Raw genomic sequence first — 25,473 nt, forward strand, 5'->3', positions numbered from 1 at the left:
TATATATGATGAAGCGACTTTTACTGGCATTTCTACTGCTCGTTTCCGGATTTATGGCAGGCACTGCACAGGCGCAGGAAATCTACGGGAATGAGTGGATAGACTACTCCAAGACCTACTACAAGATTAGTGTAGTGAACACAGGGCTTCACCGCCTCAGCTACGGGTTCCTGGACAGCCTTGGCCTGAAAGATGTGAACCCGCAGCACCTTCAGCTCTTCCGCAGGGGCAGGGAGATGGCTATCTACGTGGCCGGTGAGGCCGACGGCCGGCTGGATGCGCAGGATTACGTGGAGTTCTACGGCCAGCGCAACGACGGTGCCCTGGACCGGGAACTCTACAAGAACCCTGCCCACCAGGTACACCAGTTCTACAGTTTATATACGGATACCGCCGCTTACTTCCTGACGGTGAACGCCGGCGGCGGCAAGCGCATGCGCGAGTCAAACCCCTCCATTGAGGGCCGTACGCCCGAGCCGTACCATTTGCAGAAGGCGGTGCATGTTAGCACCGATCGTTTTAACTATGGCAAGCTGTACGGCGCCAACAGAATGCCTTGGATAGATGAAGGGGAAGGTTATTTTTCGAATTATTCAAAGAACCCACAAACCCAGGCGATTAGTAATATCACCAACATTGAGACTAATGGGCCAAAGCCTTTATTAGAATATGCAACTGTAGGCGCCGATCAGGAATATCATAAACTTAACGTCAATGTAGTGGCTCCTACGGGGACACGCACGCTTAACTATTTTGAATATGGCTTTTTCGCTTACGCAAGGGATCAAAAGCGAGTGGAGTTCAGTGATATCAATGCGCAGGCTAAACTTGTTCTCCAGATAGTGCCTTTGCCCTCGGCGGGAGGTAACAACCGTGTCAGTTTTGCTTATGGAGTGCTTACCTATCCTCAGAAGCCAATCTTCCCAGGTATCTCCATGTTCCTGTATTCGGATTCCACCAGAAGTGGAAACCCTTATTATGAACTCCTCAATGCACCGGCCACTACGGTCGCTTATGATGTGACTGATCCGTTGAACATTGTGCGGGTGCAAGGCCATCCCATAGGGACTTCGAAAGGATTTGTCTTGGATGGGGTCAGTAACACTACTCATAAAATTCTTGTTGCAGACGCAGTTAGACCTTTCAAGCCACTCAAAGCAAAGAACTATAAGGTAAACTTCAGAAAACTAAATCCAAGCGAATATAATTATATCATACTTACTAACAAGCGCCTCATGAAGCAAGTAAACGGGAGCAGGTATCCGGCCCCGTTAGAATATGCTGCTTACAGGGCTTCAGCAGCTGGTGGCGCATATGATACTTTGCTACTTGAAGTGGGCCAGGTATTCGATCAGTTTCATTATGGGGACTACTCTTCCAATGCCATACGTCGCATGACAAGGTATATGGGCACCTCCCCCAAGCTTACGCAACTGTTTATTATAGGCAAGGGTGTGGTTTATGCGGATCAGCAGTATTTCTATACCTATTACCCGGGTAAATTTAGCTATTACCAGGTAGGAGCGCGCCATCCAAAAGCTAATGAGCTTGATCTTGTGCCTACGGGCATTGTTCCGTCATCTGATATATTTTTTTCTGCTGACTTCCAAAATGGTTCTTACATCCCCACAGTGCCTACTGGCAGGCTATCTGTCACTACGCCCGAGGGAATTATGGCATACCTGAGCAAGGTGAAAGAATATGATGCGGTGAAGGAAGGGGAGCCTTGGCGAAAGAATATATTACAGCTTGGAGGAGGTAAAACTGCAAGTGAAATAAACCAGATATCGAACTATTTAAAACAGTACGCCGATATTGTAGAAGGGCCTCTGCTAGGCGCAAACGTTACAGAAAGGTACAGGCAGAATGTAAGCGAAGTCGTAGAGTCAGTCAATATATCAGATCAGCTGAATAAAGGGATCTCCCTTCTAACATTTTTCGGGCATAGCTCTCCGGGTACCACCGATTTAGACATAGGATATGCTTCGAGTGCGATCAACAATTATAACAACAAGGGTAAATATCCCCTTATCTTAATGAATGGCTGTAATGCCGGAAATTCTTTTATTCCTCAAAATATATCATTTGGTGAAGACTGGCTCCTTACGCCAGATAAAGGGGCAGTCTCACTTATAGCCCATTTGGATGCAGGGTATCCCCAATACCTGAATTTATATACTACTTACTTTTACAAAGCCGCTTTTCAGGACCCGAAGTTTTACGGCACATCCCTGGGGGTGGTACAGCAGGAAACGATTCGCCGTGTGACGCAGTCCTCAGCCAGCGATCTTGCTACGGCTATGGTCCTGGAGATGGCGCTTCAGGGAGATCCGGCGTTAAAGCCCTACAATCCAAGTAAGCCAGATTATGTCATTAGAGAGAATAATTTTGAGGTAACAGGAACGGATGGCAGTTTGGTGACGGCCTTGGCAGATTCTTTCATGGTCGCTGTTGAGGTGGATAATCTGGGAAAAGCCATAACGGAACCTATATATGTTTCCGTGAAAAGGACGCTCGCAGATAACAGTGTGCTGGAGCAGGACAGTATCCTAATCGAGCCGATCATCAAAGGGCGAACGGTGACGCTGAAACTGCCGAACACGGGCGTGGTGGCACTAGGCATGAACACCTTTACGATCACACTCGATGGCCCGAATGCTATAGAAGAGTTAAATGAAGAAAACAATACGGCAACGTTTCAGTACTTTTTCCCGATCAGTGGTATCACTACGGTTTATCCTGCTAACTACAGTATCATTGGTAACGATAAGATAAAACTGGCGGTGCAGGCGTCTGTTCTTAGCGAAAACCAAGGATTTTATTTTGAACTGGATACAACCACAACCTTCAACAGCCCGATTCATCAGTCTCAGACTGTCGCGAATGCAGAGGTGCCGGTGTGGGAAGCCCCCTTACCTGTCGAGGCTAATGATAGTGCCGTTTACTACTGGAGGGCACGTTTCACAAACTATGAGGCAGGGGAGGATACAGTCTGGGCCACGAGTTCATTCAGACACATTGCCGGAGCAAAGGGCGGCTGGTCACAAAGCCACTACGGGCAACTGCAGGATGTGCATGCGGTAGGGTTTGATTCTCTTACGAAAGACAACAGGACATGGCAGTTTAAGCCTGTCCGCAAGTTCATAAACATAAAAACAGCGGGAGGAGACATTCGCTATGTGTATTCACCCTACGGGTTATACATCGAAGGGGTGTCAGAGCTGAACGGCGCCTGTGGGAACCCTGCGGGTTCTGCGGTATCCAGGTTTTACTTCATCCTGTTGAACAACGTGAATTTAGAGCCGGTAACCTCCTTGCCCGGCCAGACATTTTGCTCTACAAGAATAGAGACGCCTTATTTGTTTGACACCGGCGATTTGTCGAAGGCGGCAAACGTAGCGAAGATGCAGGCATTTTTAGCGGCTGTACCGGCAGGCTACTACGTAGCGGGAATCAGCATTAACAAGGTGCCCTTCAGTAGTTTTTCAGCGGAAGCGAAGGCTGCCTTCAAGAGCATTGGCTCCGGCCTGATTGACAATCTGACTACAGGTGCCCCGTTTGCCATTGTTGGGCAAAAGGGAGCAGCGGTTGGCACAGCGCAGGAGATGACTGCATCCGCGGACGATCCTATACCAGTCACTTCCCAGGAGATATCCCTGGATGCCACGCTTCAATCTACGAGAGCGGCCGGAACCATCACTTCGGTCGCCATCGGGCCTGCGATGGAATGGGGCACGCTATACCACAACATAGAGAAGTATAGAGGCGGAGACGATAAATACAAGCTGAGCGTTATCGGGGTGGATACCACAGGGAAAGAAACGGTGCTGGTGGAGGAGGTAGAACGCAAGGCACTGGACCTGGCGACGATCGATGCCACGCTATACCCCAACCTGAAACTGTCTGCTTTCCTGTCTGATTCCACGGCGCGCACCGCTCCGCAGCTGAAGGAGTGGTTTGTGTACTACGAGGGTGTGCCGGAAGGGGTAGTAAGGCCGGATCTGGTAAAAGTGAGCAGCGAGCTGTTGACGGAACAGGCGGGCGGGGGCAGCATCAATGTGCCGATGGCTTTCCAGAACATTTCGCAGACTTCCTTCCGCGACTCGCTACTTGTAGAGGTGACGGTGTCGGGCGACGGGTTACAGCCTTCTACCTCGCGCTTTAAGATTAAGCCTGTGGAGGCGAATGAGACAGTGACCTTCAACTATCCTATGTCGACTCAGGCGCTGGACGGAAACTATAAGCTGAGCATGTTCGTGAATCCGCGCCTGCAACTGGAGCAGCATTATTTCAATAACATATATGAGGTGAGTTTTGGCGTGCGGTCGAAGTTGCACCCGATCATGGATGTGGCCTTTGACGGGGTGCATATCCTGGACGGGGACCTGGTGTCGCCATCTCCGGTGATCAGCGTGACGGTGAAGGACGAGAATCGCCATATATACCTGCAGGATCCTTCGGCCATGTCGCTCATCCTGATCACGCCGGAGGGGCAGGAGCAGGAGGTGTCGCTGCTGAACAATCCGCAGGAGATCACCTACACTGCCGCCACCGAGCAAAACGACTTTAAACTGGAGTACAAGCCGACAAAGCTGATGGACGGCCGGTATACGATGGAAGTGCGCGCTAAGGACGCCGCGGGTGTAGCCTCTGGCATTTCGCCTTACCGCATCGGTTTTGAAGTGGTGAGCGAGGCAAGCGTTACCAACTTTTACCCCTTCCCGAACCCATTCTCCACCAAAACGAATTTCATCTTCACCCTCACGGGCAGCACCATCCCCGAACACATGAAGATCCAGATCCTGACGGTGACCGGCAAGGTGGTGAGGGAAATCATGAAAGAAGAGCTGGGCCCGCTGCGCATCGGCAACAACAAAACGGAGTACGCCTGGGATGGCACCGATACCTACGGCGATAAACTGGCGAATGGCGTTTACCTTTACCGCGTGGTGATGAGCAGGATAGAGGAAGACATGAAGCACCGCAATACTTTCGGCGACTCTGCCTTCAAAAACGGGTATGGCAAACTCTATATACTGCGGTAAAAAGTCCGGCTATATATAAAAAGGGAGGGGCAGCTGCTTTAGCTGCCCCTCCCTTTTTATATATAGCCGGGTAAATTAACAGTGCTTGCGAATTGTTGTATATGCTGCTGTCGGATTTGCCTTCCTGGCACAGCACAATCAGGATATATACAGCACAATCAGTATATACAGGGGGTTACTTGCGCTGCAGTGTCAGGAAACTGTAAGGGTATTTGTTCTTTTCGTCCGGCTCGTGGTGTTCCTGCTCCACCGTTTCCCAATCCTTTTCATCCAGCTCAGGGAAATACACGTCCCCGTCAAAAGCAGCATGCACCCGCGTCAGGTATACCCGGTCCGTTAGCGGCAAGGTTTGCTCATATATATTGGCCCCTCCGATGATATATAAATCCTTGTCCAATTGCCTTGCCTGTTCTACTGCCTCCTCCACGGAGTGGACTACAAGGCATCCTTGGGCTTCATAGTCCTGTTGGGTGGTGATGATGACGGAGGTTCGGCCGGGCAATGGCTTGCCGATCGACTCGAACGTCTTTCTCCCCATCAGGATGGGATGCCCCATGGTGATCTGCTTGAAATGGCGCAGGTCGGCGGGGAGGTGCCAGATCAGGCCATTGTCTTTACCGATCACGTTGTTCTCGGCGGCGGCTACTACGATTGCTATCATCTTTATTGTTGGATGGCTAAATGGCTAAATTGTTGTTAAAAAGTACAGCAGTGACGGAGACTTAAAGCTGCTTTGCTAGATAGAAGCGGTAGCAGGCATAGTCCCGGATTTGATAGAGGCTTTTTTCGTATTCAACCATTAAAGTTATGGCCCCTCAGCAGGTCCTGTACGGGCATGCGCTTTTTGCCTTCCATCTGCAGGTCGAGGATAGAAATAGCGCCTTTTGCAGTTTGCACGTGCAGAAAGGTTTTATTGTCAGTCTTGATGTGGCCGGGGGGCAGGTCATATGCCGTGTTCTCCAGCGCCTCAGCTCTGTATATCTTAAAGGTTTTGCCGTTGAGGCGCGTCCAGGCGGCAGGATATGGGCTGAGGCCGCGGATAAAGTTGCGCACCTGCCGGGCAGGCTGGTCCCAGTTTATCTCGCAGGTCTCCTTGTATATCTTCGGCGCATGTTTTATTTCGGCAGACGCGACCTGGGGCTGCGGCTGCACCGCATTACGCTCAATGGCCTGCACGGTCCGCAACGCGAGTTTCGCGCCCTCGTGCTTCAGCTTCTCATATACCGCCCCAAAATCATCTTCCTCCATAATCGCCACATGCTCCTGGAAAATCAGGTCGCCGGTATCGATCTCGTGCTTCAGGAAAAAGGAGGTAACGCCGGTTTCTTTTTCGCCGTTGATGATGGCCCAGTTGATGGGCGCGGCCCCGCGGTACTGCGGCAGCAGCGAGCCGTGGATGTTGAAGGTCCCATGCTCCGGCATCGCCCACACCACCTCGGGCAGCATCCTAAAGGCTACGATGATCTGCAGGTTGGCCTTATAGCTGCGAAGTTCCTCGAGAAAAGCCTCAGACTTCAAATTCGTGGGCTGCAGCACCGGGATGTTTTGGGAAAGGGCATACTCTTTCACCGGCGACTGGTGTATTTTCTGTCCGCGCCCTGCGGGTTTATCCGGGGCCGTGATCACAGCCACGACCTTATAATGATGCTCAACAAGTGTTTGCAGGGTAGGCACGGCAAAGTCGGGCGTTCCCATAAACACAATGCGTAGGTCTCTGGTCATGTTATATATTTTCGGGGTACAGCAGGTACTGCTTGCGGAGGGTTTTGTAAGCTGTCAGGGCGGGCTCCCAACTCGCGCGTATCTCGGCCTCTGACTTACCGGCTTTAATCTGCTCGCGCAGCCTGGAGGTACCAGCCAGTTTCTCAAAAAAGTTGTTGAAGAACTTGTCTTTCTCTGATGAGTTCTGATACATCTCCAGCAGGTACGCCAGCGTGAACGGCTGCGCTTTGGAAGGGGCCGTGAGGTTCATGCCGTAGCAGGTTTGCCCTTTATAGGGCGGCTCCGTGGCGCCGGCCGTGCTGACGGGCGTAAATGAGAAGTCTTTTTTCAGATAGTAAGGGCTGCCGATTACCTGAAACGGCGTGGGAGTGCCGCGGCCTACGCTCACATTGGTTCCCTCGAAGAGGCAGAGCGACGGGTATAGCACAATAGCCTGCTGGTTGGGCAGGTTTGGAGATGGTTTCACTGGCAGTATATAAGCTGTGTTGTGCGTGTAATTGGCCACCGGCACCACCGTCAGGTCCGCCTGCCGCTGTCCCTTCAGCCATTTTTCGCCGTTTATCATCTCGGCCAATTCCCCGACTGTCAGACCGTGCACGATCGGGATGGGGTGCATGCCCACAAAGGACTGATGCTTCATGTCCAGCACCGGACCGTCCACGTAATGTCCGTTCGGGTTGGGGCGGTCCAGCACCAGCACCGGCTTGTTGTTCTCGGCGGCGGCCTCCATCACATAGTGCATGGTGCTGATATAGGTATAAAAGCGCGTGCCCACGTCCTGGATGTCGAAAACCAGTATATCCAGTCCTTTCACCTGCTCCGCCGAAGGCTTTTTGTTCTGGCCGTAAAGCGATATGATCGGCAGGCCGGTGCGGATGTCTTTGGCGTCTTTGACATGGGCCCCAGCGTCGGCCTCGCCCCGGAAACCGTGCTCTGGTGCGAAAATAGTAACAACGTCCACGCCTCGGCTTACCAAGGTGTCCACCAAGTGCGTCTGACCAATCATAGAGGTCTGGTTTACCACCAGCCCCACGCGCTTGCCCTTCAACTGGGGCAGGTACAGTTCTAGTTGCGCCGCGCCCGTCTGCAAGGGCTTGGCCTGCGGCACCGGCTCAGGCCCGGCTGTAGCGGCTTGTTCGGTAGCCTGCGGTGGTGCCGGTGCGGTGGCAGGGGCTTGCTTCGGGGCGCAGTTGCCCAGTGCCAGCAGAAAAGATGTATAAAGTATAAGCATGGGCGGTGTCATGGTCATAAGGCAGAAGTCAAAATTCGTACCTATCTTTAAGGCCGATAAGAAATAAGGCGAGTGAACATCTCCAGATATATATCCGATAAAATTTCAGAAGTACAGGCCGGCTCGTTTACCTCGTCGGTTACAAAAATAGCAATAATCAGCATAGCAGCAGGCATTGCCATCATGATCGTTTCATTTGCTATTCTGGAAGGCTTCCGTAACGAGATCAGGCAGAAGATATTTTCCTTCGGCGCGCACCTGCAGGTGAGCAAGTACGACACCAACAACTCTTACGAGGGTGCGCCTATCAGCATGAACATCGGCGTGACGGACTCTATAGCGGGCATCAAGCAGATCCAAGCCTTCGCCCGCAAAACGGCTATCATCAAAACAGAGGATGAGGTGCTGGGCGTGGTGCTGAAAGCGGTCGGGCCGGAGTACGACATGAGCGCGATGAAGCAAAACCTGGAGGCAGGCGGCATGATTAGCTACACCGACACCGCCTCCTCCAAAGACGTGCTCATTAGCAAGACTGTGGCGGACAAGCTTAGCCTGGAGGTGGGCGAAGAGGCGATCTTCTACTTTGTCCAGAACCCGCCACGGGCCCGCAAGCTACAGGTGAAGGGTATTTTTAACACAGGGCTGGAGGAGTTTGACGAGGTGTTCGTGATCGGGGATATAAAGTTGGTGCGGGAGCTGAACAACTGGCCGGACACGCTGGTGGGCGGCATCGAGATTGTGCTGAAGGACTTCGACCAGATTGACCAGGCGGCAGACCAGGTGTTTGAGCAGATGAATTACGACCTGCAGTTGGAGAAGATCACAGACCGCCACGCACAGCTGTTCGACTGGCTGAAGCTGCTGCGCAAGAACGTCGTCATCTTCCTGGTGCTCATTATTTTTGTGGCTTCCTTCAACATGGTGTCCACGGTGTTTATCATGATCATTGAGCGCATCAATATGATCGGTGTGCTGAAGGCCGTGGGCGCAACCGATGCGCAGATACGGCAGGTGTTTTATTACCGCGGCCTGAAACTCACCATCAAGGGCCTGCTCTGGGGAAACGTGATCGGGCTCGGTTTCTGCGCCATCCAGTACTACTTTAAGATCATCCCGCTCGACCCGGAGAACTACTATATGGACCGGGTGCCCATCAGCTGGAACGCCGGGATTATCATCGGGCTTAACGTGATTACGCTGCTGCTAACCATGCTGGCTATTCTCATTCCCACTGCCATGGTGGCCCGCATCAACCCTGTAAAGGCCATCAAATTCGACTAAGCCATGGAGAATAATTTGGCTAACATTCATATATAAGCTCAGGCCTCCTGTAAAAGCGACGCTTGTGCTTGTGGAAAGGTCTATAATATTCTTTAGGGTTTAGCGCCTGGCTGTACGGCAACCACTTCCCTTTTCTGGATTGGGGCCGGCGCTTTCACACCGTTCTTTTCGAATGCCATTTTCACACGTTCGTTCATTTCCCAGTTCAGCGGCCAGAACTCCTCTTTTTTGGCCCAAAGGCGCATGCTGATCGTCAGGGAGTATTCCGTAAAAGCCGTCACCGCGATCACCGGGGCAGGATCATCTAGGATGCGCGGGTCAGCGTCAACGAGTTGCTGGAGCAGTTCCTTTACGGCCTCTAGATCATTCTCAGGGCTGATGACCAGGTTGAGCTCCATGCGGCGGGTTGGCTCCACCGAATAGTTGATCACCACGCTCGAAGCCAGCGGGCCATTGGGCATATAGATCACCTGGTTATTTCCTGTTTTGATAACCGTATTGAAAATATTGATGATGTGCACGGTGCCCGCCTGTCCCTGCGCCTCGATAAAGTCGCCCACCCGAAAAGGCTTGATGGTCAGGATCAGCACGCCGCCGGCAAAGTTGGAAAGGCTGCCCTGCAGTGCCAGGCCGATCGCCAGCCCTGCCGAGCCTAACACGGCGATAAAAGACGTCATCTCGATCCCCAGCTGCGCCACCACCAGCACGATCAGCAGCACCCAGAGCGCCACATTGATGATGCTTCCCAAAAAGGGCCGCAGCGATTCGTCCACGCCCTTGTGCAGCATCATGTTCTGTAGCAGTCTGTTCAGGCGTTTTACTGCCCACGCGCCGATTACCAGTATAACAATGGCCACCAGCAGCCGGAGGCCATATACCATCGCAAAGTTTACGACCAGTTCGCGGATATTATCAATGTCCAGCACCATAGCGAAGATGAGTATTAAGATTGAATAAAGTGGGGTCGCCAGCCGGAGCAGCGCCAAAAAGCCGCATTTTAAATAAAAAAACAGGGTTTAGCAATTACAACGGCAAATGGCGGCACTGCAGAATCAGGTTGGGGTTAGGGCAAAGGGACTGGTACTTAGCTTTTTCGGCGGTAGTGGCCACCCCCGGGAAATCTCCTTTTTTGCCTTCCATGGCGGCCATCACCTGGAAGTGCAGGTGCGGCGGCCAGTTGCCGTTCTCCGGGTACGGGCCTACTTCCGCGATCTTGGCTCCTTTGGCAAATGCTTGCCCTTCCTGCAGCCCCTGCAACGAGGCGCTTGTCAGGTGGCCGTACAGGGTATAAAAGGGCACGCCCTCCAACTGGTGCTGCAGGATGATCGTGGGGCCGTAGTCGCCGAAGTTATTGTTGTCGGCGAAGGAATGCACCGTGCCCTCTAAGGGGGAGAAGACGGCTGTGCCAGCCTCTATCCACACATCAACACCCAGGTGCAGGTTGCGGCTTTGGGAGACCGCGTTGAAATGCTGGCTGCGCCTGTAAATAAACCGGTCCTCTAAATAGCCGCCGACGCCGACTGTGGCTTTCCGGGCCTGCAGCATCTGCTGCACTGCGGCATCGAAAGCAGTGGTGTTCTGCAGGTCGGTTTGTTGGAGCAGCTTGTTGGCTGCTGTAAAATCCAACAGGCAAACGTTGCCGGCATTCAGGTCGGTGTCCAGCACGGGGGCAAAGGCACGGCTGTGCCTGCTTAGGATAGCGCTAAGGTGGTGTGGTTGATGCATACACTTGTAGGAGGCATGGGAAAAAGCCTCCTACAAGTATAAGCAGAAATTAGTTGACGGCCTCTTCCTCTACCAGTTTTGGGTGGGTTTTGAGGCTTTTGGTCTTGCCAAAAAGCTCCTCCGACTTCTTACTGTAGGCCGAGGCGGCTTCGTGCAGCGTCTCGAACGTGCCCAGGTTAATGCGCTGCTTGTTGTAATGAATAATGGCGCGGTACTTCTGTGCCTCCTTGTGCACGCCGCGCACGCCGAGTTTGTTCTCGGTTTTTGCGGTGTTCCGTACAATCTTGCAAAGCGGCGCCCACTCAAGGTTTTCGAGGCGGCAATCAAGCTTGTTACCGTTTTTGAAGTGGACGTACAGCCGCAGGTCGCTCTCCGGCTTTTTCAGCAGCTGCTCGCCAATCATTTTATGCAGGTAAATCGTCTCGTTGCGGTACTTGCCGTTTTTGAGGGGCCAGTTTTTCTGGAAGAAAGCGTAGCCGTTGGAGTGGATGCGCAGGTGCTTCAGAAATTCGATCTGTTGCAGATACACGTTGTTGTGGATGTACTCGTAAGTTTTATCGTCTACGACTACCGTTTTTTCACAGTTTTTGAGCGTAAGTTTATACAGCATGTTGTTTTCATTACTTTTAAGTTTAAGTAAGCATAAAGGCAGCCAGCACAAGTCGACTCATCTGCATACGCAGCATGCTGTAAAGGTGCAGATTTTTTTATATTGAATACAACTAATATTCATTAAAATTATTATTTTTTTTATATATAATTTCCTGTATTAACAGTTTCTATACGCAAGTTTCTCAGAACAGGCGGGATTGTCGTAACTTTCAGCCCTGAAAATAGTTTTCAGGTAAAGACATTTCGAGCAAACACAACGCCTATATGAGTAACCCTTACCTCAACCTGAAGGTTGTAGCTATCACAAAAGAAACCCCCGATGCCATTTCCATCCACCTGGAGCATCCCGAGAAGAAAACGATCAACTACAAGCCCGGCCAGTTCCTGACGCTCATCCTGCCCATCGGTGGCCAAGAGGTGCGCCGGTCCTATTCCCTGAGCAGTTGTCCGCAGGAGGCGCCGCGCCTCGCTGTAACGGTAAAGCGCATTGAGGGGGGGCTGGTTTCCAATTACCTGCTCGAAAACCTGCAGGTGGGGCAGGAGGTGAAGGTGATGGAACCCCTGGGCAATTTCTGCCTGACCTGTACCCCGTCTGGCCAGCGCCAGGTGATTTTGTTTGGGGCAGGCAGTGGCATCACTCCGCTCATGTCGATCCTGAAAGCGGTGCTGGCAGAGGAGCCCGGCAGCACCGTGACCTTGCTCTATGGAAATCGTGATGAAGACGCGGTGATCTTTAAAGAGCAGTTACAGCAATTACAGGCAGCGCACCCCGACCGTTTGCAGGTGGTCTTTCTATACAGCCAGCCAAAGCATGACTGCGAGCACCGCGGCCGTATGAACCAGAGCCTGATCCTGAAAATACTGGAGCGCCTGCAACTTACGAAGCCACAGAATGCCGTTTACTATATGTGCGGCCCGGAGGGGATGATGGCAGAGGTGCGGCATGCGCTGGATGTCCTGCACGTGCCAGCTGACCGGATTTTCAGGGAGAGCTTTGTGAGTAACAAGCTGATAGCGGAGCAAGAGGACGCCGGACAGCCGCAACACGGCGTCGTGGCCTCTTCGGAGGACGACGGGGAGATTGTGACGCAGACCGTGACCATCATATATGAAGGCGCTGAATATTCGGTGAAAGTGGAGCCGGACCAAACCATACTGGAGGCGGCGCTTGACCAGGACGTGGACATGCCTTATTCCTGCCAGGCTGGCTTGTGCACAGCTTGCCGGGGCAAGTGCCTGAGCGGCAAAGTGCACCTCGATGAGCGCGAGGGGCTCTCGGATGCCGAAATGGAGGAAGGCTATGTGCTGAACTGCGTCGGGCACCCGCTGACGAATAATGTGGTGATCGAAATCGGGTAAGGGATTTGCCCCGTATATATGAGCGGCGCCAGATAATATTTCCTGGGGGGACGCTGCTTTTATTTGCACTTTCAAAAGAAGTGTATACATTGTGCTTTCAAAATACTTCTTGCCAGAATGACAATACAAACAACCAACCTGATCATCCCGGAACGAAAGCCGAGGCTATACCTGGCCGACGATTTCAAGGTAGAAAACTGGGAAACCCTGCAGCCGTATTTCGACGAGCTCAAATTACGGGACATACACACAGAAGACGACCTGGAGAAGTGGATGCAGGATCGCAGTGAACTGGAAAGCATTCTTTCTGAGGATCTCGGGTGGCGCTATATACGCATGACCTGCGATACGCAGAATGACCAAACTACGCAGGCTTTCCAGTATTTTGTGTCGGAAATAGAGCCGAAGATCGCGCCCTATGACCACGAGCTGAACCTGAAGCTGATGCACTCGCCGTACTTGGCCGGGCTCGACAAGGAAAAATATAAAATCTATTTGCGCGGGGTGGAGCGCGCATTGGAAATTTTCCGGGAAGAGAACATTCCCCTGCAAACGGAGATCAGCACGAAGCAGCAGCAGTATGCCGCGATTACCGGTGGCATGGCCGTGGTGCTGGACGGGGAGGAGATGACTTTGCAGCGTGCCTCAGACCGGCTTAAAAGGACGGATCGCGCCGTGCGCGAAATTGCCTGGCGCACCATTCAGGAGCGCCGCTACCAGGACCGCGAAAAGCTAGATATCTTGTTTGACGAGCTGCTGCAGCTGCGCAACAAAGTAGCACGCAACGCTGATTTCCCGAATTTCCGTGATTACATGTTCGCTGCCCTGGGACGTTTTGACTATACACCACAGGATTGCTTCGACTTTCACCAGTCCATCCAGGAGACCATTGTGCCGCTGCTCACGAAAATTGACGAGGAGCGAAAACAACAGCTGAAGCTCGATGTGCTGCGCCCGTGGGATCTGGACGTGGACCCAAGCGGGAAGAAGCCGTTGGAGCCCTTTAAAACAGGGGAGGAACTGCTGGAGAAAACGGTGCAGGTGTTCTACGCTTTGGATCCTTTCCTGGGTGACTGCCTGGCTACGATGCGCGAGATGGGCCACCTGGACCTCGAATCAAGAAAGGGAAAAGCGCCTGGCGGTTATAATTATCCCCTGGATGAGATTGGGGTGCCGTTTATCTTTATGAACGCCACCTCCAGCCTGCGCGACGTCATCACGATGCTGCACGAGGGCGGCCACGCGGTACATTCGTTCCTGACAAGGGAAATGAGCCTCAACGCCTTCAAGCATCCTCCGTCCGAAGTGGCGGAATTGGCGTCTATGTCGATGGAGCTGATCTCGATGGACCATTGGGATACGTTTTTCGAGAATGAAGACGAGTTGCGACGTGCCAAGCGCACGCACCTAGAGAGTGTGTTGGAGACTTTTCCGTGGGTGGCGACGGTGGACAAGTTTCAGCATTGGATCTATGAGCACCCGGAGCAGACAAAGGAGCAGCGTCACGGCGAATGGGTGAACATTTTCAACACCTTTAACCACAAGCTGGTGAGTTGGGAGGGCCTGGAGCAGTACAAACCCTATACGTGGCAAAAGCAGCTGCATATATACGAGGTGCCGTTCTACTACATAGAATATGCCATGGCGCAGCTCGGTGCGATTGCCATATGGAAAAACTACAAAGAGAATCCTGCCGCGGGGCTTGCCGCCTACAAGCGCGCCCTGAGCCTGGGCTATACCGTTTCCATCGGGGAGGTGTACCAGGCAGCCGGCATCAAGTTCGACTTCAGCACTGACTACATCAGGAGCCTGGTTGACTTCGTGCGGGCGGAGATGGAGAAGCTGTAGTTTTGCTCCATATATAAAGCGGGCGCCCGGTGAAAAAATCACCGGGCGCCCGCTTTATATATGGCTTTGGTTTTTAGAGTGGCTTGAACTGCTCGAACATCTGCCGGCAGTCGTTGCAATAGTGCATCGAGCGGCAGAGCGTGGGGCCGAAAGGCGTGCGCATCGTGGTATTTTCGCTGTTGCAGTAGGGGCAGGTGGCATATTCCAGAATGTCGAGGTCCAGCACCATATCGTAGGCAGGTGGCGGGGCAAGGCCAAATTCCTTCAGGGCCTTGCGTCCTTTCTCGGAAATCCTGTTACTGTCCCAGGGGCTGTCAAACGACATGCTGACGGTGTGGTGCGTGATGCCGTGCTTCTCCAGGGTGCGCTCCACATCCTTTTTCATATAGTCCATGGCGGGGCATCCGGCGAAAGTAGGCGTCATCTTAACCGTAACGTGGTTCCCATCGCTTATCTCAACGCCCGTAATCACACCTAAGTCCACCAACGACAGTACCGGTATCTCCGGGTCTTTCACCTCCTCCAGCAGCGTCAGTATGTGTTCCTTAGTTAGTTTCATATCCTGAATTAAGCCATTTGAAAGGATTATGCTGTGTTGTAACATCAGCTATATGCATATAGGGCGATAGTTTTGCAGAAGGGAGAAAAAGGCCGGCTATCTTACTTCTTCACCTACCACTCTGCCGTCGGATCGATGTTAAAAACCTCGGACATTTCGTCCAGCAGCGGCTGCAGGTGCGCGGTGTGCTCACCGTAGCGCCCGCCGAGTTTCGGGGTGATGCCGTTCAGTTCCGGTAGCTTCAGTTTAGTTTTCCCTAGCACCGCCTGCACGCGCTGCAGCCATTCGGCTTTCACAGCTTCTTCGCCGCCGTATATACCCGTGTCTATCAGCTCCTGCTCAAACGTTGAAACTTCAAACATGCCCAGTGCATATGGCAGGGCCTCGTTCAGTGACGACTGCAGGCGCAGGATTGCCTCTTCTGTGGAACTTCCTAAATTCCTGATCCAGGTGTTGGCGTGCAGCACATGGTACTTTACCTCTCCCTTTAGCTTGGTGGCCACCTTCGCGATGGGCTCGTAATTGGACTGGCTGAGCATCTCGAAGCGGATGATCTCCGCGTTGTCGTAAAGGAAGTGGCGGATCAGGCTGAAATCGTATTCGCCGTTCGGCAGTTCTACCAACTGGCTATTATGGAACTGGCGGGCGTTACGGGTAAAGGCCACCGTGTCCGGGTCAGACTCACCCAACTCCTGCAGCAGCGTGTAGAAAGCCAGGCTGTGGCCGATCTTGTCCTGCGCCATCGAGGAAAAAGCGATGTCCTCCTCCAGGATGGGGCCGAAGCCGGTCCACTCGGAGTTGCGGTGGCCGAGGATCAGCTCGTCGTCGGCCAGTTTATATAGCAGGTCTTTAATAGCTTGCTCGTTCATCAGGCAGGGGTGTTTCTCTGTTCTTCTTTAAACTTCGTGATCTTGTCCATTACCTTATAGGCGGTAGCTTCGCGGTATTTTTTATCCGGCACGGTCAGCCACATGTCCCTGTCCTCTTCCCCGGACTGCAGCACGTGCCCCGATTTCACGATCCAGACGTTCACCACGGGGCCTTTTTCGCCGAAAGCCTGCTTTGCCTCCTGCAGCGCCTCCTGGAAGGAGGTGGCGGTGACGCGGCCTGCGTGCACATGGGCTTTGCCGCGTTTTTTCAGCTGGAAGATCTCGTAAGGCTCCGCTTGCTCTGAGCGTGTTCCCGGCTCCTCTGCCCGTATCATCTCATATATATTTTCCCCGTCTCCGGCATAGGGCGTTACCTGTATATGGTCTGTCCGGATGATCCAAAGGCCCACACAGGGGAAGCGGCGGCTGTACTGTTCCTTCGCAAAAAGAAAGCCTACCTCCTCGTTCGGGGCGTGCACCGGCCCCACATACGTATAGGCGGCACCCTCCTTTTTCAGATGAAAAACCTCATAGGTCTCAAACTGATCCAGCGCGGGCTTTTGCTCCATCGGGGGTATCTCACCGTCCGGCAGGTGCAATCGGGTTACTCTCGGGTCTAAGGACGTCAAAGACATAGTTATGAGTTATGAGTTAAAAGTTATGAGTTATGAATTGAGAAGCGCTTTTAACACTTAACTCATAACTCTAAACTACCATTGGCTACGCCAGCGGTTTCACGTATTTCGCTTTCGGGCTGAGGAGGGCTTTGCGGACCCAGGCGCCGCGCTCTTCGGCGGTGCGCCGAACGGCCAGCCGCTCCGCATTGCAGGGGCCGTCGCCGTTGATCACGCGCTTAAATTCCTCCCAGTCCGGCTCCGTGTATTCCCATTCGCCTGTCTCTGCGTTTTTCTGCAGGTTCGGGTCCGGCACGGTCAGGCCCAGTTCCCATATCTTGGGCACGTACATGTCGAGGAACTGCTGGCGGCAATCGTCGTTGGAGGCCATTTTCACTTTCCAGCGCATGAGGGTTTCGGTGTGGGTGCTCATCTTGTCAGACGGGCCGAAGAAAGTCATGATCGGGGGCCACCAGCGGTTGAGGGCCGCCTGTATCATCTCGCGCTGCTTTGGCGAGCCTGTGGCCATATGCACCACGGCGTCGTGCCCGTACTTCAGGTGGAACGCCTCCTCGGCGCAGATACGCTCCAGCGCGCGGGAGTAGGGGCCGTAGCTGCCGCGGGCGTTCGCCATCTGGTTTACGATGGCGCCAGCGTCAATCAGCCAGGATATAATGTTCGAGTCGGCCCAGGTGTAGGCCGGGTAATTGAACACGTTGGAGTACTTGGACTTGCCGTTAATGAGATCCGTCAGCATCTGCTCCCTGGATTTCCCCAAAGTTTCGGCGGCGCTATACAGGAGTTGCGCGTGGCCTACCTCGTCCTGCACCTTAGCCATCTGGGCCATTTTCCTGCGGAAGCCGGGGGCGCGCGTAATCCAGGCGCCCTCGGGCAGGGCGCCGATGATCTCCGAGTGAGCGTGCTGCTCAATCATCCGGATCAGTTGCTTGCGGTAAAGCTGCGGCATCCAGTCGTTGGGCTCTATCTTTTCGCCGCGGGCGATGCGCGCCTCAAACTCGGCCAGCTTCACAGGGTCCTCTGCCTGCAGATCGTCGAATTTAGTGGCCTCGAAAACGTTTCCTCCTCCGTACATATAGCTCTGGTTTTAAGGTTTGGTAAAAGCGGCGGGCTATGCAGACCGTCACGTTAAGTTATTCAGGTAGCGTGCACACGGGTTAACGGTGTGACGGCGCGCGGTTCTGTTGCGCGCAAGCCGTTCAGGAGCATCGCCGATAGGTTCTCGGCTATTTCAGCCGGAGGCATCTTGCCCTCTGGCTTATACCAGGTATGGATCCAGTTAAGCGCCGAGAGGATGGTGAGTGCCGCGAATTTCTCGTCCGGCACTTCGAACTCCCCCTTTTCCACACCGTTTTTTATGATCTTCCGGAAGTGGCCCTCGTACTTATCGCGCAGCGCCAGGAACTCGCTATGGAACGGCTCGCTCAGGTGGCGCCACTCGTGCAGGAACACGGCAGAAGCCGCGGTGTTCTTCGTCAGTACCTGCACATGGGCGGCGATGGCGCGTCTCAGTTGCCCGGTTGCCGTGGTTTCGGTTGCCTCCGCGGTCTCCAGGGCCTCAAAAAACTCCGTTGCCATCCGGAAGCACACCCGCTGCAGGATCTCCTCCTTCGACTTGATGTGCGAGTATATGCTGGCCGCCTCTATACCCAGGGCATTGGCCAGGTCCCGCATAGATGTCGCCGAGAAGCCCTTCGTCTTGAAAAGTGCTGTGGCGGTATGTTCAATCTGCTTTTTTCTGCTCACAAAACCTCTGCATGGTTCTAACAAATATAGGCAACCTAACGTTCGCTAGCAAGCCTGTTCCAGATTTAACGTTCTCCTTTTGTAAAAGTTGACAGGCAGCGGTTTGTGGTGCGCAGCCACTGGGAGGAGGCGCTAAAGTTGGTGTGTTTTTTGCAACTGTTTCTTCAGAAGCATAGGCGCTGCTTGTAGCGCGCCTCTGGTGAGCCCACGGATTTCCGTAACCTTGCCTGCCTTTTTTAAGATATACCCTTATATATAAAGAACGATACTATGAATGACACAGCCAACGCAACGGAGATGCAGACGATGGAGTTTGTGCATTATGAGGTAAATGAGCGCGTGGGTTACATCACCCTTGCCCGTGCTGAGAAGCGCAACGCGCTGAATCATGAGGTGGTGTCGGAACTGAAGCGCGCCTTCGCCACCGCTGAGGACGATGAAACCTGCAAGGTGATTGTGCTGCGGGCGGAGGGGAGCGTGTTTTGCGCCGGGGCGGACCTGGAGTATCTCCAGCGCCTCCAGCAATACGATTACCACGAGAACCTGCTGGATTCCACGCACCTGATGGAGTTGTTCCGGCTTATATATACGCTGAAGAAAGTCGTGATCGCCCAGATTCACGGCCATGCCATCGCCGGCGGCTGTGGCCTGGCCGCCATCTGCGATTTCGGTTTCACGGTGCCGGAGGCCAGGTTTGGCTATACCGAGGTAAAGATCGGCTTTATCCCCGCCATCGTGAAAGTGTTCCTGCTGCGCAAGATTGGGGAGGGCAGGGCCAAGCAGCTGCTGCTGACCGGCGACCTGATCAAGGCGGAAGAGGCGGAGCGCTTCGGCCTGGTGAACTATGTGGTGCCGGCTGCTGAGCTGGAAGCACGGGTTTTTGCGTTTGCCCGTAAACTTTGCGCCGAAAACTCGCGCCAGGCGATGGAGGTGACGAAGGAGATGATCGCGCGCGTGCAGGGCATGGGGCTGGAGGAAGGCCTGCAGTATGCCGCCGAGATGAACGCGGTGGCCCGGGGTAGCGAAGACTGCCATCGCGGTATTGCCGCCTTTTTAAATAAAGAGCCCATGAAGTGGTAGCCCGCTGTTTAATTTTTAAAACTATTTCTTAAACTTGCTGTTGATTGGGTATGCTGACAGGCATCGGAATTATGTTGCTTACTTTTGTGGTGATGGAAGGTGTGGCGTGGGTCATGCACAAGTACGTGCTACACGGGTTTCTGTGGTTCCTGCACAAGTCGCACCATACGCGCCATAACCATGTTTTTGAGCTGAACGACCTGTTTTTTGCCTATTACGGAACCTTATCGATGCTGTTCTTTATCTTCGGCAGCGACCCGATAGACTACCGGTTCTGGATTGGCGCAGGCATCACGCTATATGGGGTGGCTTACTTCCTGATCCACGATGTGTTTATTCACCGGCGCATCAAATTATTCGGAAGTACGTCTAACGTTTATCTCAAGGCGTTAAACATGGCGCACAAAGTGCATCATAAAACCCAGGGCAAGCATGACTCCGAATCATTCGGGATGCTGTGGGTGGCCCCCCGGTACTTTAAGTTAGCATACGGAATAGTTAAAAAACAGCAAGAGCGTGGCGCAATATACAATCAAAGAACTTGAGCACCTTTCCGGGATAAAGGCCCATACCATTCGTATCTGGGAGCAGCGCTACCACATTCTGAACCCCAGGCGCACGGAGACAAACATTCGCTATTACGACGATGCAGACCTGAAGTCGCTGCTCAACATCTCCTTGTTGAACGAGCGCGGCTACAAGATCTCCAAGATCGCGCAGATGGACCCGGAACTGATCCAGCGCACCGTGACGCAGCTTTGCGACGCGCCCTGCGAGTGCTCACACCATGTGAGCGCCCTGGTGGCGGCGATGGTGGACATGGACGAGGAGAAGTTCGACAAGCAACTCTCCACCGCCACACTGCAACTGGGGTTGCACGAGGCGATGGAGGAAATCATCTACCCTTTCCTGAACAAAATCGGCATTCTCTGGCAAACGAATAACATCACGCCCGCCCACGAGCATTTCGTGAGCAACCTGATCCGTCAGAAGCTGATCGTGGCGATAGACGGCCAGACGCTGCGCCGAAAGGACAATGCCCCGACCTATATCCTGTACCTGCCCGAAGGAGAGCTGCATGAGCTGGCGCTGCTATACATGAATTATATCCTCAGGGCAAATGGCCAGCATGTGGTGTACCTGGGGCAGAACCTCCCGTTTCCGGACCTGGAGCTGACCTATGAGCAGTTTCATGCGGAGTATATCTGCACCGTGCTCACGGCGCTACCCGAGCGCGACCAGGTACAGGGTTACCTGAACCAGCTCTCGCAGCGTTTCCCCCAAACCACCATCTATGTATATGGCTACCAGGTGCAGCACGATTTCCTGGTGCTGCCCGCTAACATGAAGCGGATCAGCTGCATGCGGGAGCTTCAGGCGGAGCTCAAACGATAAAGTTTTTCACGGCTGCAATCCAGGCTCCTGCTCTCCTCCGTTTATCCGGTGAGGGCAGGAGCCTTTTGTTTAACGGAACGCCGTTCGCAGTGAAAATAGGTACGTACACGGGTTAAGGTAAGTCGTTTGTCGTATTTGTTTAACTTTAATTAAAAATAAGCTAAACATAATCAGTTTATTTTCTAATTAAATCGTATATTTGTTTATGGTTCAACCATAAAAGTATAAACAAATGACTTCAATTGAATTTAACCATCTCGTACAGAATATCGTGCATTCGCTCCGGCCGGTGGCCATGAACCTGACCCGCGACGCGGACGACGCCAAGGACCTGGTGCAGGAGACGATGCTAAAGGCGCTCACCAACCGCGACAAGTTCAAGTCCGGCACCAACCTGAAGGCGTGGCTATATACCATTATGCGCAACACCTTCATCAACAACTACAACAAGGTGACCAAGCGCAGCAGCAACATCGACAGTGCCGAGTACCTGCAGTACCTGAACACCGACGAAAGCTACATCACACAGAACAAAGGCACGGCTACTTTCGTCATGAATGATATAAACGCGGCTATTGCCAACCTCAGCGAGGAGCACCGCACGCCGTTTATGATGTACTACATCGGTTATAAGTACCTCGAGATCGCTGAGAAGCTCCAGATTCCGATCGGGACGGTGAAAAACCGCATCCATATTGCCCGGAAGGAGCTGAAGCAGGCCCTGAAGGTGTATAACAGAGATTTATAGTTTCCTTAAACCCGCGTTCCCCGCATGGCACCCACCCAAGTAATTGTGATCGGTTCCGGATTCTCCGGCTTATCGGCGGCAACCTGCCTCGCTGACCAGGGCTATGCGGTAACGGTGCTCGAGAAGAACAGCAGCCCGGGCGGGCGCGCCAGGAGCTTTTCTGAGGCGGGTTTTACCTACGATATGGGGCCCAGCTGGTACTGGATGCCCGATGTGTTTGAGCATTACTTCCAACGATTCGGTAAAAGCACCTCCGACTATTACGACCTGAAGCGGCTGGACCCGTCTTACACGGTTGTCTTCGGAGAGGGTGATTTTATGGATATACCCGCCTCGATGGACGGAATGCGCAAGCTCTTCGAAAGCCTGGAGGAGGGCAGCGCCCGCCAGTTGGACAGGTTCCTGGTGCAGGCGGCCTATAAGTACGAGGTCGGCATTAACCAGCTGGTCTATAAGCCGGGGCGCTCCGTCACCGAGTTCATGAACCCGCGCCTGCTGCTGGATGTGCTGCGCATGGACGTTTTCCAGTCGATACACAAGCACATCCGCCGCTTTTTCCGCCACGAGAAGATCATCAAGCTCATGGAGTTCCCGATTCTTTTCCTGGGTGCCCTCCCTGAAAATACCCCGGCCTTATATAGCCTCATGAACTACGCCGACATCAGCCTGGGCACCTGGTACCCGATGGGCGGCATGTTCAAGATTATAGAGGGCATGGTGCAACTTGCGGAGGAGAAGGGCGTGACGTTTATATATGACCAGGATGTGCAGCGCATCGAGGTGCAGAACGGCATCGCCACGCAGGTGCTCACCACAACAGACATTTACAACGCCGATGTGGTGGTGGCCAGCGCCGATTACCACCACGTGGAGAAAGAGCTATTGCCGAAAGCTTCCCGAAGCTATTCCGACAAGTACTGGGAGGAACGGGTGATGGCCCCTTCTTCGCTGCTTTTTTACCTGGGCGTAAACAAGCGGCTGAAGAACCTGCGCCACCACAATCTTTTTTTCGACGAGGATTTCGGGCCGCACGCCCACGAGATATACACTGACCCGAAGTGGCCGGGCAAGCCCCTTTTTTACGTGTCGGCCCCGTCTGTCACCGACCCTTCGGTGGCGCCTGCTGGCTGTGAGAACCTGTTTGTGCTGATACCGGTGGCGCCGGGCCTGCAGGATACGGCGGAGGTGCGCGAGAAATATTACCACCTGGTGATGGACCGGCTGGAGAAATTAACAAAACAGGACATTCGCGGTTCGGTTATATATAAGCGCAGCTACGCCCACAACGATTTTATCAGCGACTACAACGCCTTTAAAGGTAACGCCTACGGCCTGGCAAACACCCTGATGCAAACGGCCCTCTTAAAACCGAGCCTCAAAAGCAAAAAAGTAAAGAACCTGTTCTACACCGGCCAGTTGACTGTTCCGGGCCCGGGTGTGCCGCCCTCCCTGATCTCAGGGCAGGTGGTAGCCGGGGAAGTAGCGAAGGAGTATGCCGCTCCGGTTTCTGTAAAAGCATAAGTCACCTCATCAACCACCTCATTGCGTGTATGGAGCTATTTAAACAAACTTGTTTGCAGTGCAGCAAAGTCATCACACAAGCGTACAGCACTTCCTTTACGCTTGGCATCAAAACGCTCGATAAGAAATTCCACCTGCCCATCTACGGCATATATGGCTTTGTGCGCTGCGCCGACGAGATTGTTGACACCTTCCACGACTTTGACAAGCGCCGGCTGCTGGCCGATTTTGAGAGGCAGACCTACGAGGCCATTGACACCGGCATCAGCCTGAACCCGGTGCTGCACGCCTTCCAGTGCGTGGTGAACGAGTATAAGATCGACAAGTGCTATATAACTGCTTTCCTGAAGAGCATGGAAATGGATCTGGACGACCATGTATATGACCGTTCGCTCTACAAGGAGTATATATATGGCTCGGCGGAGGTGGTGGGCCTGATGTGCCTGAAAGTGTTTTGTGAGGGAGACGACCAAATGTTTGAGCGGCTGAAAAAGCCTGCCGCCAGCCTGGGTGCGGCTTTCCAGAAAGTGAACTTCCTCCGCGACATGAAGAGCGATTACAACGAGCGGGGCCGGGTCTATTTCCCGAAGGTGGAGTATATGAACTTTAGTAACGATTGTAAGGTTGAGATCGAGGAAGACATCCGAAAGGATTTTGAGGATGCCTACGCCGGCATAATGGCCTTGCCCCGCTCAGCGCGGATGGGGGTATACCTGGCCTACGTGTACTACCTCAAACTTTTCCGGAAGATACAGAATCTCCCGGCAACCCATATACTGAAAGAGCGCGTAAGAGTACCTGACAATACAAAGCTGGCACTACTGCTCGGCTCGTATCTCAAGTACCGATTTAACGCAATCTAATCCATGTCAAAAAGCATTCTATTCCTGTTCCTGCTCCTTTTCCTGTACAGCAGCGCATGGGCCGATAGCACCCGTTACAACGTGTCGCAGCTGCGCCTGCAGTACCTGCAGGCAAGCAAAGAGGAGGCAGTAGCTCACAAGTTCCATGAGAAGATGAGCGCCTACAACGAGAATGACCCGCTGTTGCTGGCCTACAAGGCGGCTTCGGAGGCGGTGATGGCCAAGTACGTGTGGAATCCTTACGGCAAGCTGAAGCAGATAAAAATAGCAAACGCCATTTTTGAGGACGCCGTGGCCCTCGACAGTGACAACGCGGAAATCCGGTTTCTGCGGTTTACCCTCGAGCACTACGTGCCGCGCTACCTCAACCTGAGCGCCCACGTGGAAGAGGACAAGAAAATGATCATCAGCAGCCTGCAGGCCTTCCCGGATTCGGAGCTGTCGGAGCCTTTGGCGCGCACCATGCGCGATTTTATGCTCACCAAAGACCACTGCACCGAGGCGGAGAAGAGAATACTGCGCAACCTCAGCATCTAAATGTACCTCTACCTCTATCTCAACATCTTCACCATTTTATTCCCGCTGCTGCTGTCTTTCGACAAAAAAGTGGCTTTTTACAAAAACTGGCCGGCGTTGTTCCCGGCCATCCTAGTGAATGCGGTGGTGTTTATGGTGTGGGACAGCTGGTTTACCAGCATCGGGGTGTGGGGTTTTAACGAGGAGTACCTGACAGGGGTCTATCTGTTTAATCTGCCCCTGGAGGAGGTGCTGTTCTTCATAACGGTGCCTTACGCCTGCGTGTTTATATATGATGTGCTGAATGCCTATATCGCCAAAGACCTGCTGCGGCCCTACGCGAAGGGGTTTGCGCTGGCGCTGCTGCTGGTGTTGCCGGTGCTGGCGGTTTTCAATATAGAAAGGCTATATACCTCCATCACATTCTTTGCGCTGGCATTGCTGCACCTCCTCCACCTGCGCCTTTTCGGGACGCGCTTCCTGGGCCGCTTTTACCTGATGTACGTGGTGCACCTGGTTCCTTTTCTGCTGGTAAACGGCGTGCTGACCTACCTTCCCATTGTCTGGTACAACAACAATTACAACCTCGGGCTGCGGCTTGTGTCCATCCCCGTGGAGGACACCATGTACTCGATGCTGATGCTGCTCTTAACTATCTCTGTATATGAAGGGTTGCGATATAAAAAAACAGCTAAACAATATAAGACTTTAGCTGTATAGT

General features: G+C 53.2%; 23 protein-coding genes. 12 read left to right on the plus strand and 11 right to left on the minus strand.

Annotation, left to right across the window (positions count from 1 at the left end; all coding sequences use genetic code 11):
* The first annotated feature begins 5 nt into the window (after positions 1-5).
* Positions 6-5,045, plus strand: coding sequence for a putative type IX secretion system sortase PorU2 (gene porU2 / locus ABD920_RS06620; RefSeq protein ID WP_345157715.1), 5,040 nt, complete (start codon positions 6-8; stop codon positions 5,043-5,045).
* Positions 5,046-5,220: 175 nt separating this feature from the next.
* On the opposite strand, the gene ABD920_RS06625 is transcribed toward porU2, so the two are convergent.
* The 3 genes from ABD920_RS06625 to ABD920_RS06635 form a co-directional block, all read right to left on the minus strand.
* The gene (locus tag ABD920_RS06625; protein ID WP_345157717.1) at positions 5,221-5,706 is read right to left on the minus strand and encodes a dihydrofolate reductase; all 486 of its coding nucleotides are present in this window, start codon (positions 5,704-5,706) and stop codon (positions 5,221-5,223) included.
* A gap of 131 nt (positions 5,707-5,837) precedes the next feature.
* The gene (gene fmt, locus ABD920_RS06630; RefSeq protein WP_345157718.1) at positions 5,838-6,767 is read right to left on the minus strand and encodes a methionyl-tRNA formyltransferase; all 930 of its coding nucleotides are present in this window, start codon (positions 6,765-6,767) and stop codon (positions 5,838-5,840) included.
* Position 6,768: 1 nt separating this feature from the next.
* Entirely contained in the window at positions 6,769-7,998 is a 1,230-nt protein-coding gene (locus ABD920_RS06635; RefSeq protein ID WP_345157719.1) for an exo-beta-N-acetylmuramidase NamZ family protein, read from the minus strand.
* Between the two features lie 72 nt (positions 7,999-8,070).
* Here ABD920_RS06635 and ABD920_RS06640 point away from each other — a divergent pair, with 72 nt between their 5' ends.
* Positions 8,071-9,279, plus strand: a complete 1,209-nt coding sequence (locus tag ABD920_RS06640; protein ID WP_345157720.1) for an ABC transporter permease — start codon at positions 8,071-8,073, stop codon at positions 9,277-9,279.
* 92 nt (positions 9,280-9,371) lie between these two features.
* Here the strand turns inward: ABD920_RS06640 and ABD920_RS06645 are convergent, their stop codons facing one another.
* The 3 genes from ABD920_RS06645 to ABD920_RS06655 form a co-directional block, all read right to left on the minus strand.
* Entirely contained in the window at positions 9,372-10,208 is an 837-nt protein-coding gene (locus tag ABD920_RS06645) for a mechanosensitive ion channel family protein (RefSeq protein ID WP_345157722.1), read from the minus strand.
* A gap of 94 nt (positions 10,209-10,302) precedes the next feature.
* On the minus strand, positions 10,303-11,004 hold the full coding sequence (locus tag ABD920_RS06650; protein WP_345157724.1) for a peptidoglycan DD-metalloendopeptidase family protein: 702 nt from the start codon (positions 11,002-11,004) through the stop codon (positions 10,303-10,305).
* Positions 11,005-11,053: 49 nt separating this feature from the next.
* On the minus strand, positions 11,054-11,614 hold the full coding sequence (locus ABD920_RS06655; protein ID WP_345157725.1) for an HNH endonuclease: 561 nt from the start codon (positions 11,612-11,614) through the stop codon (positions 11,054-11,056).
* 266 nt (positions 11,615-11,880) lie between these two features.
* On the opposite strand from ABD920_RS06655, the gene ABD920_RS06660 reads away from it, so the two are divergent.
* Positions 11,881-12,975 (plus strand): 2Fe-2S iron-sulfur cluster-binding protein, encoded by a 1,095-nt coding sequence (locus ABD920_RS06660; RefSeq protein WP_345157726.1) that lies wholly within the window; start codon positions 11,881-11,883, stop codon positions 12,973-12,975.
* A 117-nt stretch (positions 12,976-13,092) separates the two neighbouring features.
* Positions 13,093-14,823 (plus strand): M3 family oligoendopeptidase, encoded by a 1,731-nt coding sequence (locus ABD920_RS06665; RefSeq protein WP_345157727.1) that lies wholly within the window; start codon positions 13,093-13,095, stop codon positions 14,821-14,823.
* A gap of 73 nt (positions 14,824-14,896) precedes the next feature.
* On the opposite strand, the gene paaD is transcribed toward ABD920_RS06665, so the two are convergent.
* The 5 genes from paaD to ABD920_RS06690 form a co-directional block, all read right to left on the minus strand.
* A complete protein-coding gene (paaD, locus tag ABD920_RS06670) occupies positions 14,897-15,382 on the minus strand; it encodes a 1,2-phenylacetyl-CoA epoxidase subunit PaaD (protein ID WP_345157729.1) in 486 nt (161 codons plus the stop codon).
* A 113-nt stretch (positions 15,383-15,495) separates the two neighbouring features.
* On the minus strand, positions 15,496-16,251 hold the full coding sequence (gene paaC / locus ABD920_RS06675; protein WP_345157731.1) for a 1,2-phenylacetyl-CoA epoxidase subunit PaaC: 756 nt from the start codon (positions 16,249-16,251) through the stop codon (positions 15,496-15,498).
* The gene (locus ABD920_RS06680) at positions 16,251-16,886 is read right to left on the minus strand and encodes a phenylacetic acid degradation b (RefSeq protein ID WP_345157732.1); all 636 of its coding nucleotides are present in this window, start codon (positions 16,884-16,886) and stop codon (positions 16,251-16,253) included. The genes paaC and ABD920_RS06680 overlap by 1 nt, the downstream gene beginning before the upstream one ends.
* A gap of 85 nt (positions 16,887-16,971) precedes the next feature.
* A complete protein-coding gene (gene paaA, locus ABD920_RS06685) occupies positions 16,972-17,958 on the minus strand; it encodes a 1,2-phenylacetyl-CoA epoxidase subunit PaaA (protein WP_345157733.1) in 987 nt (328 codons plus the stop codon).
* 62 nt (positions 17,959-18,020) lie between these two features.
* Entirely contained in the window at positions 18,021-18,629 is a 609-nt protein-coding gene (locus tag ABD920_RS06690; protein ID WP_345157735.1) for a TetR/AcrR family transcriptional regulator, read from the minus strand.
* A 306-nt stretch (positions 18,630-18,935) separates the two neighbouring features.
* On the opposite strand from ABD920_RS06690, the gene ABD920_RS06695 reads away from it, so the two are divergent.
* The 8 genes from ABD920_RS06695 (at position 18,936) to ABD920_RS06730 (ending at position 25,472) form a co-directional block, all read left to right on the plus strand.
* Positions 18,936-19,709 carry an enoyl-CoA hydratase/isomerase family protein gene (locus tag ABD920_RS06695; RefSeq protein ID WP_425568579.1) on the plus strand — a complete coding sequence of 258 codons (774 nt, stop codon included), beginning with the start codon at positions 18,936-18,938 and terminating at the stop codon, positions 19,707-19,709.
* Positions 19,710-19,780: 71 nt separating this feature from the next.
* Positions 19,781-20,254 carry a sterol desaturase family protein gene (locus ABD920_RS06700; RefSeq protein WP_345157738.1) on the plus strand — a complete coding sequence of 158 codons (474 nt, stop codon included), beginning with the start codon at positions 19,781-19,783 and terminating at the stop codon, positions 20,252-20,254.
* Complete coding sequence (locus ABD920_RS06705; protein ID WP_345157739.1) at positions 20,226-21,104, plus strand: MerR family transcriptional regulator; 879 nt, start codon at positions 20,226-20,228, stop codon at positions 21,102-21,104. Before ABD920_RS06700 ends, ABD920_RS06705 begins: the two co-directional genes overlap by 29 nt.
* Positions 21,105-21,336: 232 nt before the next feature.
* Entirely contained in the window at positions 21,337-21,852 is a 516-nt protein-coding gene (locus ABD920_RS06710; RefSeq protein ID WP_345157741.1) for an RNA polymerase sigma factor, read from the plus strand.
* Positions 21,853-21,876: 24 nt separating this feature from the next.
* Positions 21,877-23,373: a phytoene desaturase family protein gene (locus tag ABD920_RS06715; protein ID WP_345157742.1), complete on the plus strand. Its 1,497-nt coding sequence runs from the start codon at positions 21,877-21,879 to the stop codon at positions 23,371-23,373.
* A gap of 29 nt (positions 23,374-23,402) precedes the next feature.
* Positions 23,403-24,236, plus strand: coding sequence for a phytoene/squalene synthase family protein (locus ABD920_RS06720; protein ID WP_345157743.1), 834 nt, complete (start codon positions 23,403-23,405; stop codon positions 24,234-24,236).
* A 3-nt stretch (positions 24,237-24,239) separates the two neighbouring features.
* Positions 24,240-24,773: a hypothetical protein gene (locus tag ABD920_RS06725; protein WP_345157744.1), complete on the plus strand. Its 534-nt coding sequence runs from the start codon at positions 24,240-24,242 to the stop codon at positions 24,771-24,773.
* On the plus strand, positions 24,774-25,472 hold the full coding sequence (locus ABD920_RS06730; protein ID WP_345157745.1) for a lycopene cyclase domain-containing protein: 699 nt from the start codon (positions 24,774-24,776) through the stop codon (positions 25,470-25,472). It abuts the gene before it with no gap.
* Position 25,473: the final 1 nt, after the last annotated feature.

The organism is Pontibacter saemangeumensis, assembly GCF_039541895.1.
Taxonomy (GTDB): domain Bacteria; phylum Bacteroidota; class Bacteroidia; order Cytophagales; family Hymenobacteraceae; genus Pontibacter; species Pontibacter saemangeumensis.

Excerpts from the sequence above, each read along its gene's own strand:
- porU2 (WP_345157715.1), top strand. The coding sequence starts at position 6 with ATGATGAAGCGACTTTTACTGGCATTTCTACTGCTCGTTTCCGGATTT.
- ABD920_RS06625 (WP_345157717.1), bottom strand. The coding sequence starts at position 5,706 with ATGATAGCAATCGTAGTAGCCGCCGCCGAGAACAACGTGATCGGTAAA.
- fmt (WP_345157718.1), bottom strand. The coding sequence starts at position 6,767 with ATGACCAGAGACCTACGCATTGTGTTTATGGGAACGCCCGACTTTGCC.
- ABD920_RS06635 (WP_345157719.1), bottom strand. The coding sequence starts at position 7,998 with ATGCTTATACTTTATACATCTTTTCTGCTGGCACTGGGCAACTGCGCC.
- ABD920_RS06645 (WP_345157722.1), bottom strand. The coding sequence starts at position 10,208 with ATGGTGCTGGACATTGATAATATCCGCGAACTGGTCGTAAACTTTGCG.
- ABD920_RS06650 (WP_345157724.1), bottom strand. The coding sequence starts at position 11,004 with ATGCATCAACCACACCACCTTAGCGCTATCCTAAGCAGGCACAGCCGT.
- ABD920_RS06655 (WP_345157725.1), bottom strand. The coding sequence starts at position 11,614 with ATGCTGTATAAACTTACGCTCAAAAACTGTGAAAAAACGGTAGTCGTA.
- ABD920_RS06660 (WP_345157726.1), top strand. The coding sequence starts at position 11,881 with ATGAGTAACCCTTACCTCAACCTGAAGGTTGTAGCTATCACAAAAGAA.
- ABD920_RS06665 (WP_345157727.1), top strand. The coding sequence starts at position 13,093 with ATGACAATACAAACAACCAACCTGATCATCCCGGAACGAAAGCCGAGG.
- paaD (WP_345157729.1), bottom strand. The coding sequence starts at position 15,382 with ATGAAACTAACTAAGGAACACATACTGACGCTGCTGGAGGAGGTGAAA.
- paaC (WP_345157731.1), bottom strand. The coding sequence starts at position 16,251 with ATGAACGAGCAAGCTATTAAAGACCTGCTATATAAACTGGCCGACGAC.
- ABD920_RS06680 (WP_345157732.1), bottom strand. The coding sequence starts at position 16,886 with ATGTCTTTGACGTCCTTAGACCCGAGAGTAACCCGATTGCACCTGCCG.
- paaA (WP_345157733.1), bottom strand. The coding sequence starts at position 17,958 with ATGTACGGAGGAGGAAACGTTTTCGAGGCCACTAAATTCGACGATCTG.
- ABD920_RS06695 (WP_425568579.1), top strand. The coding sequence starts at position 18,936 with ATGGAGTTTGTGCATTATGAGGTAAATGAGCGCGTGGGTTACATCACC.
- ABD920_RS06700 (WP_345157738.1), top strand. The coding sequence starts at position 19,781 with ATGTTGCTTACTTTTGTGGTGATGGAAGGTGTGGCGTGGGTCATGCAC.
- ABD920_RS06710 (WP_345157741.1), top strand. The coding sequence starts at position 21,337 with ATGACTTCAATTGAATTTAACCATCTCGTACAGAATATCGTGCATTCG.
- ABD920_RS06715 (WP_345157742.1), top strand. The coding sequence starts at position 21,877 with ATGGCACCCACCCAAGTAATTGTGATCGGTTCCGGATTCTCCGGCTTA.
- ABD920_RS06720 (WP_345157743.1), top strand. The coding sequence starts at position 23,403 with ATGGAGCTATTTAAACAAACTTGTTTGCAGTGCAGCAAAGTCATCACA.
- ABD920_RS06725 (WP_345157744.1), top strand. The coding sequence starts at position 24,240 with ATGTCAAAAAGCATTCTATTCCTGTTCCTGCTCCTTTTCCTGTACAGC.
- ABD920_RS06730 (WP_345157745.1), top strand. The coding sequence starts at position 24,774 with ATGTACCTCTACCTCTATCTCAACATCTTCACCATTTTATTCCCGCTG.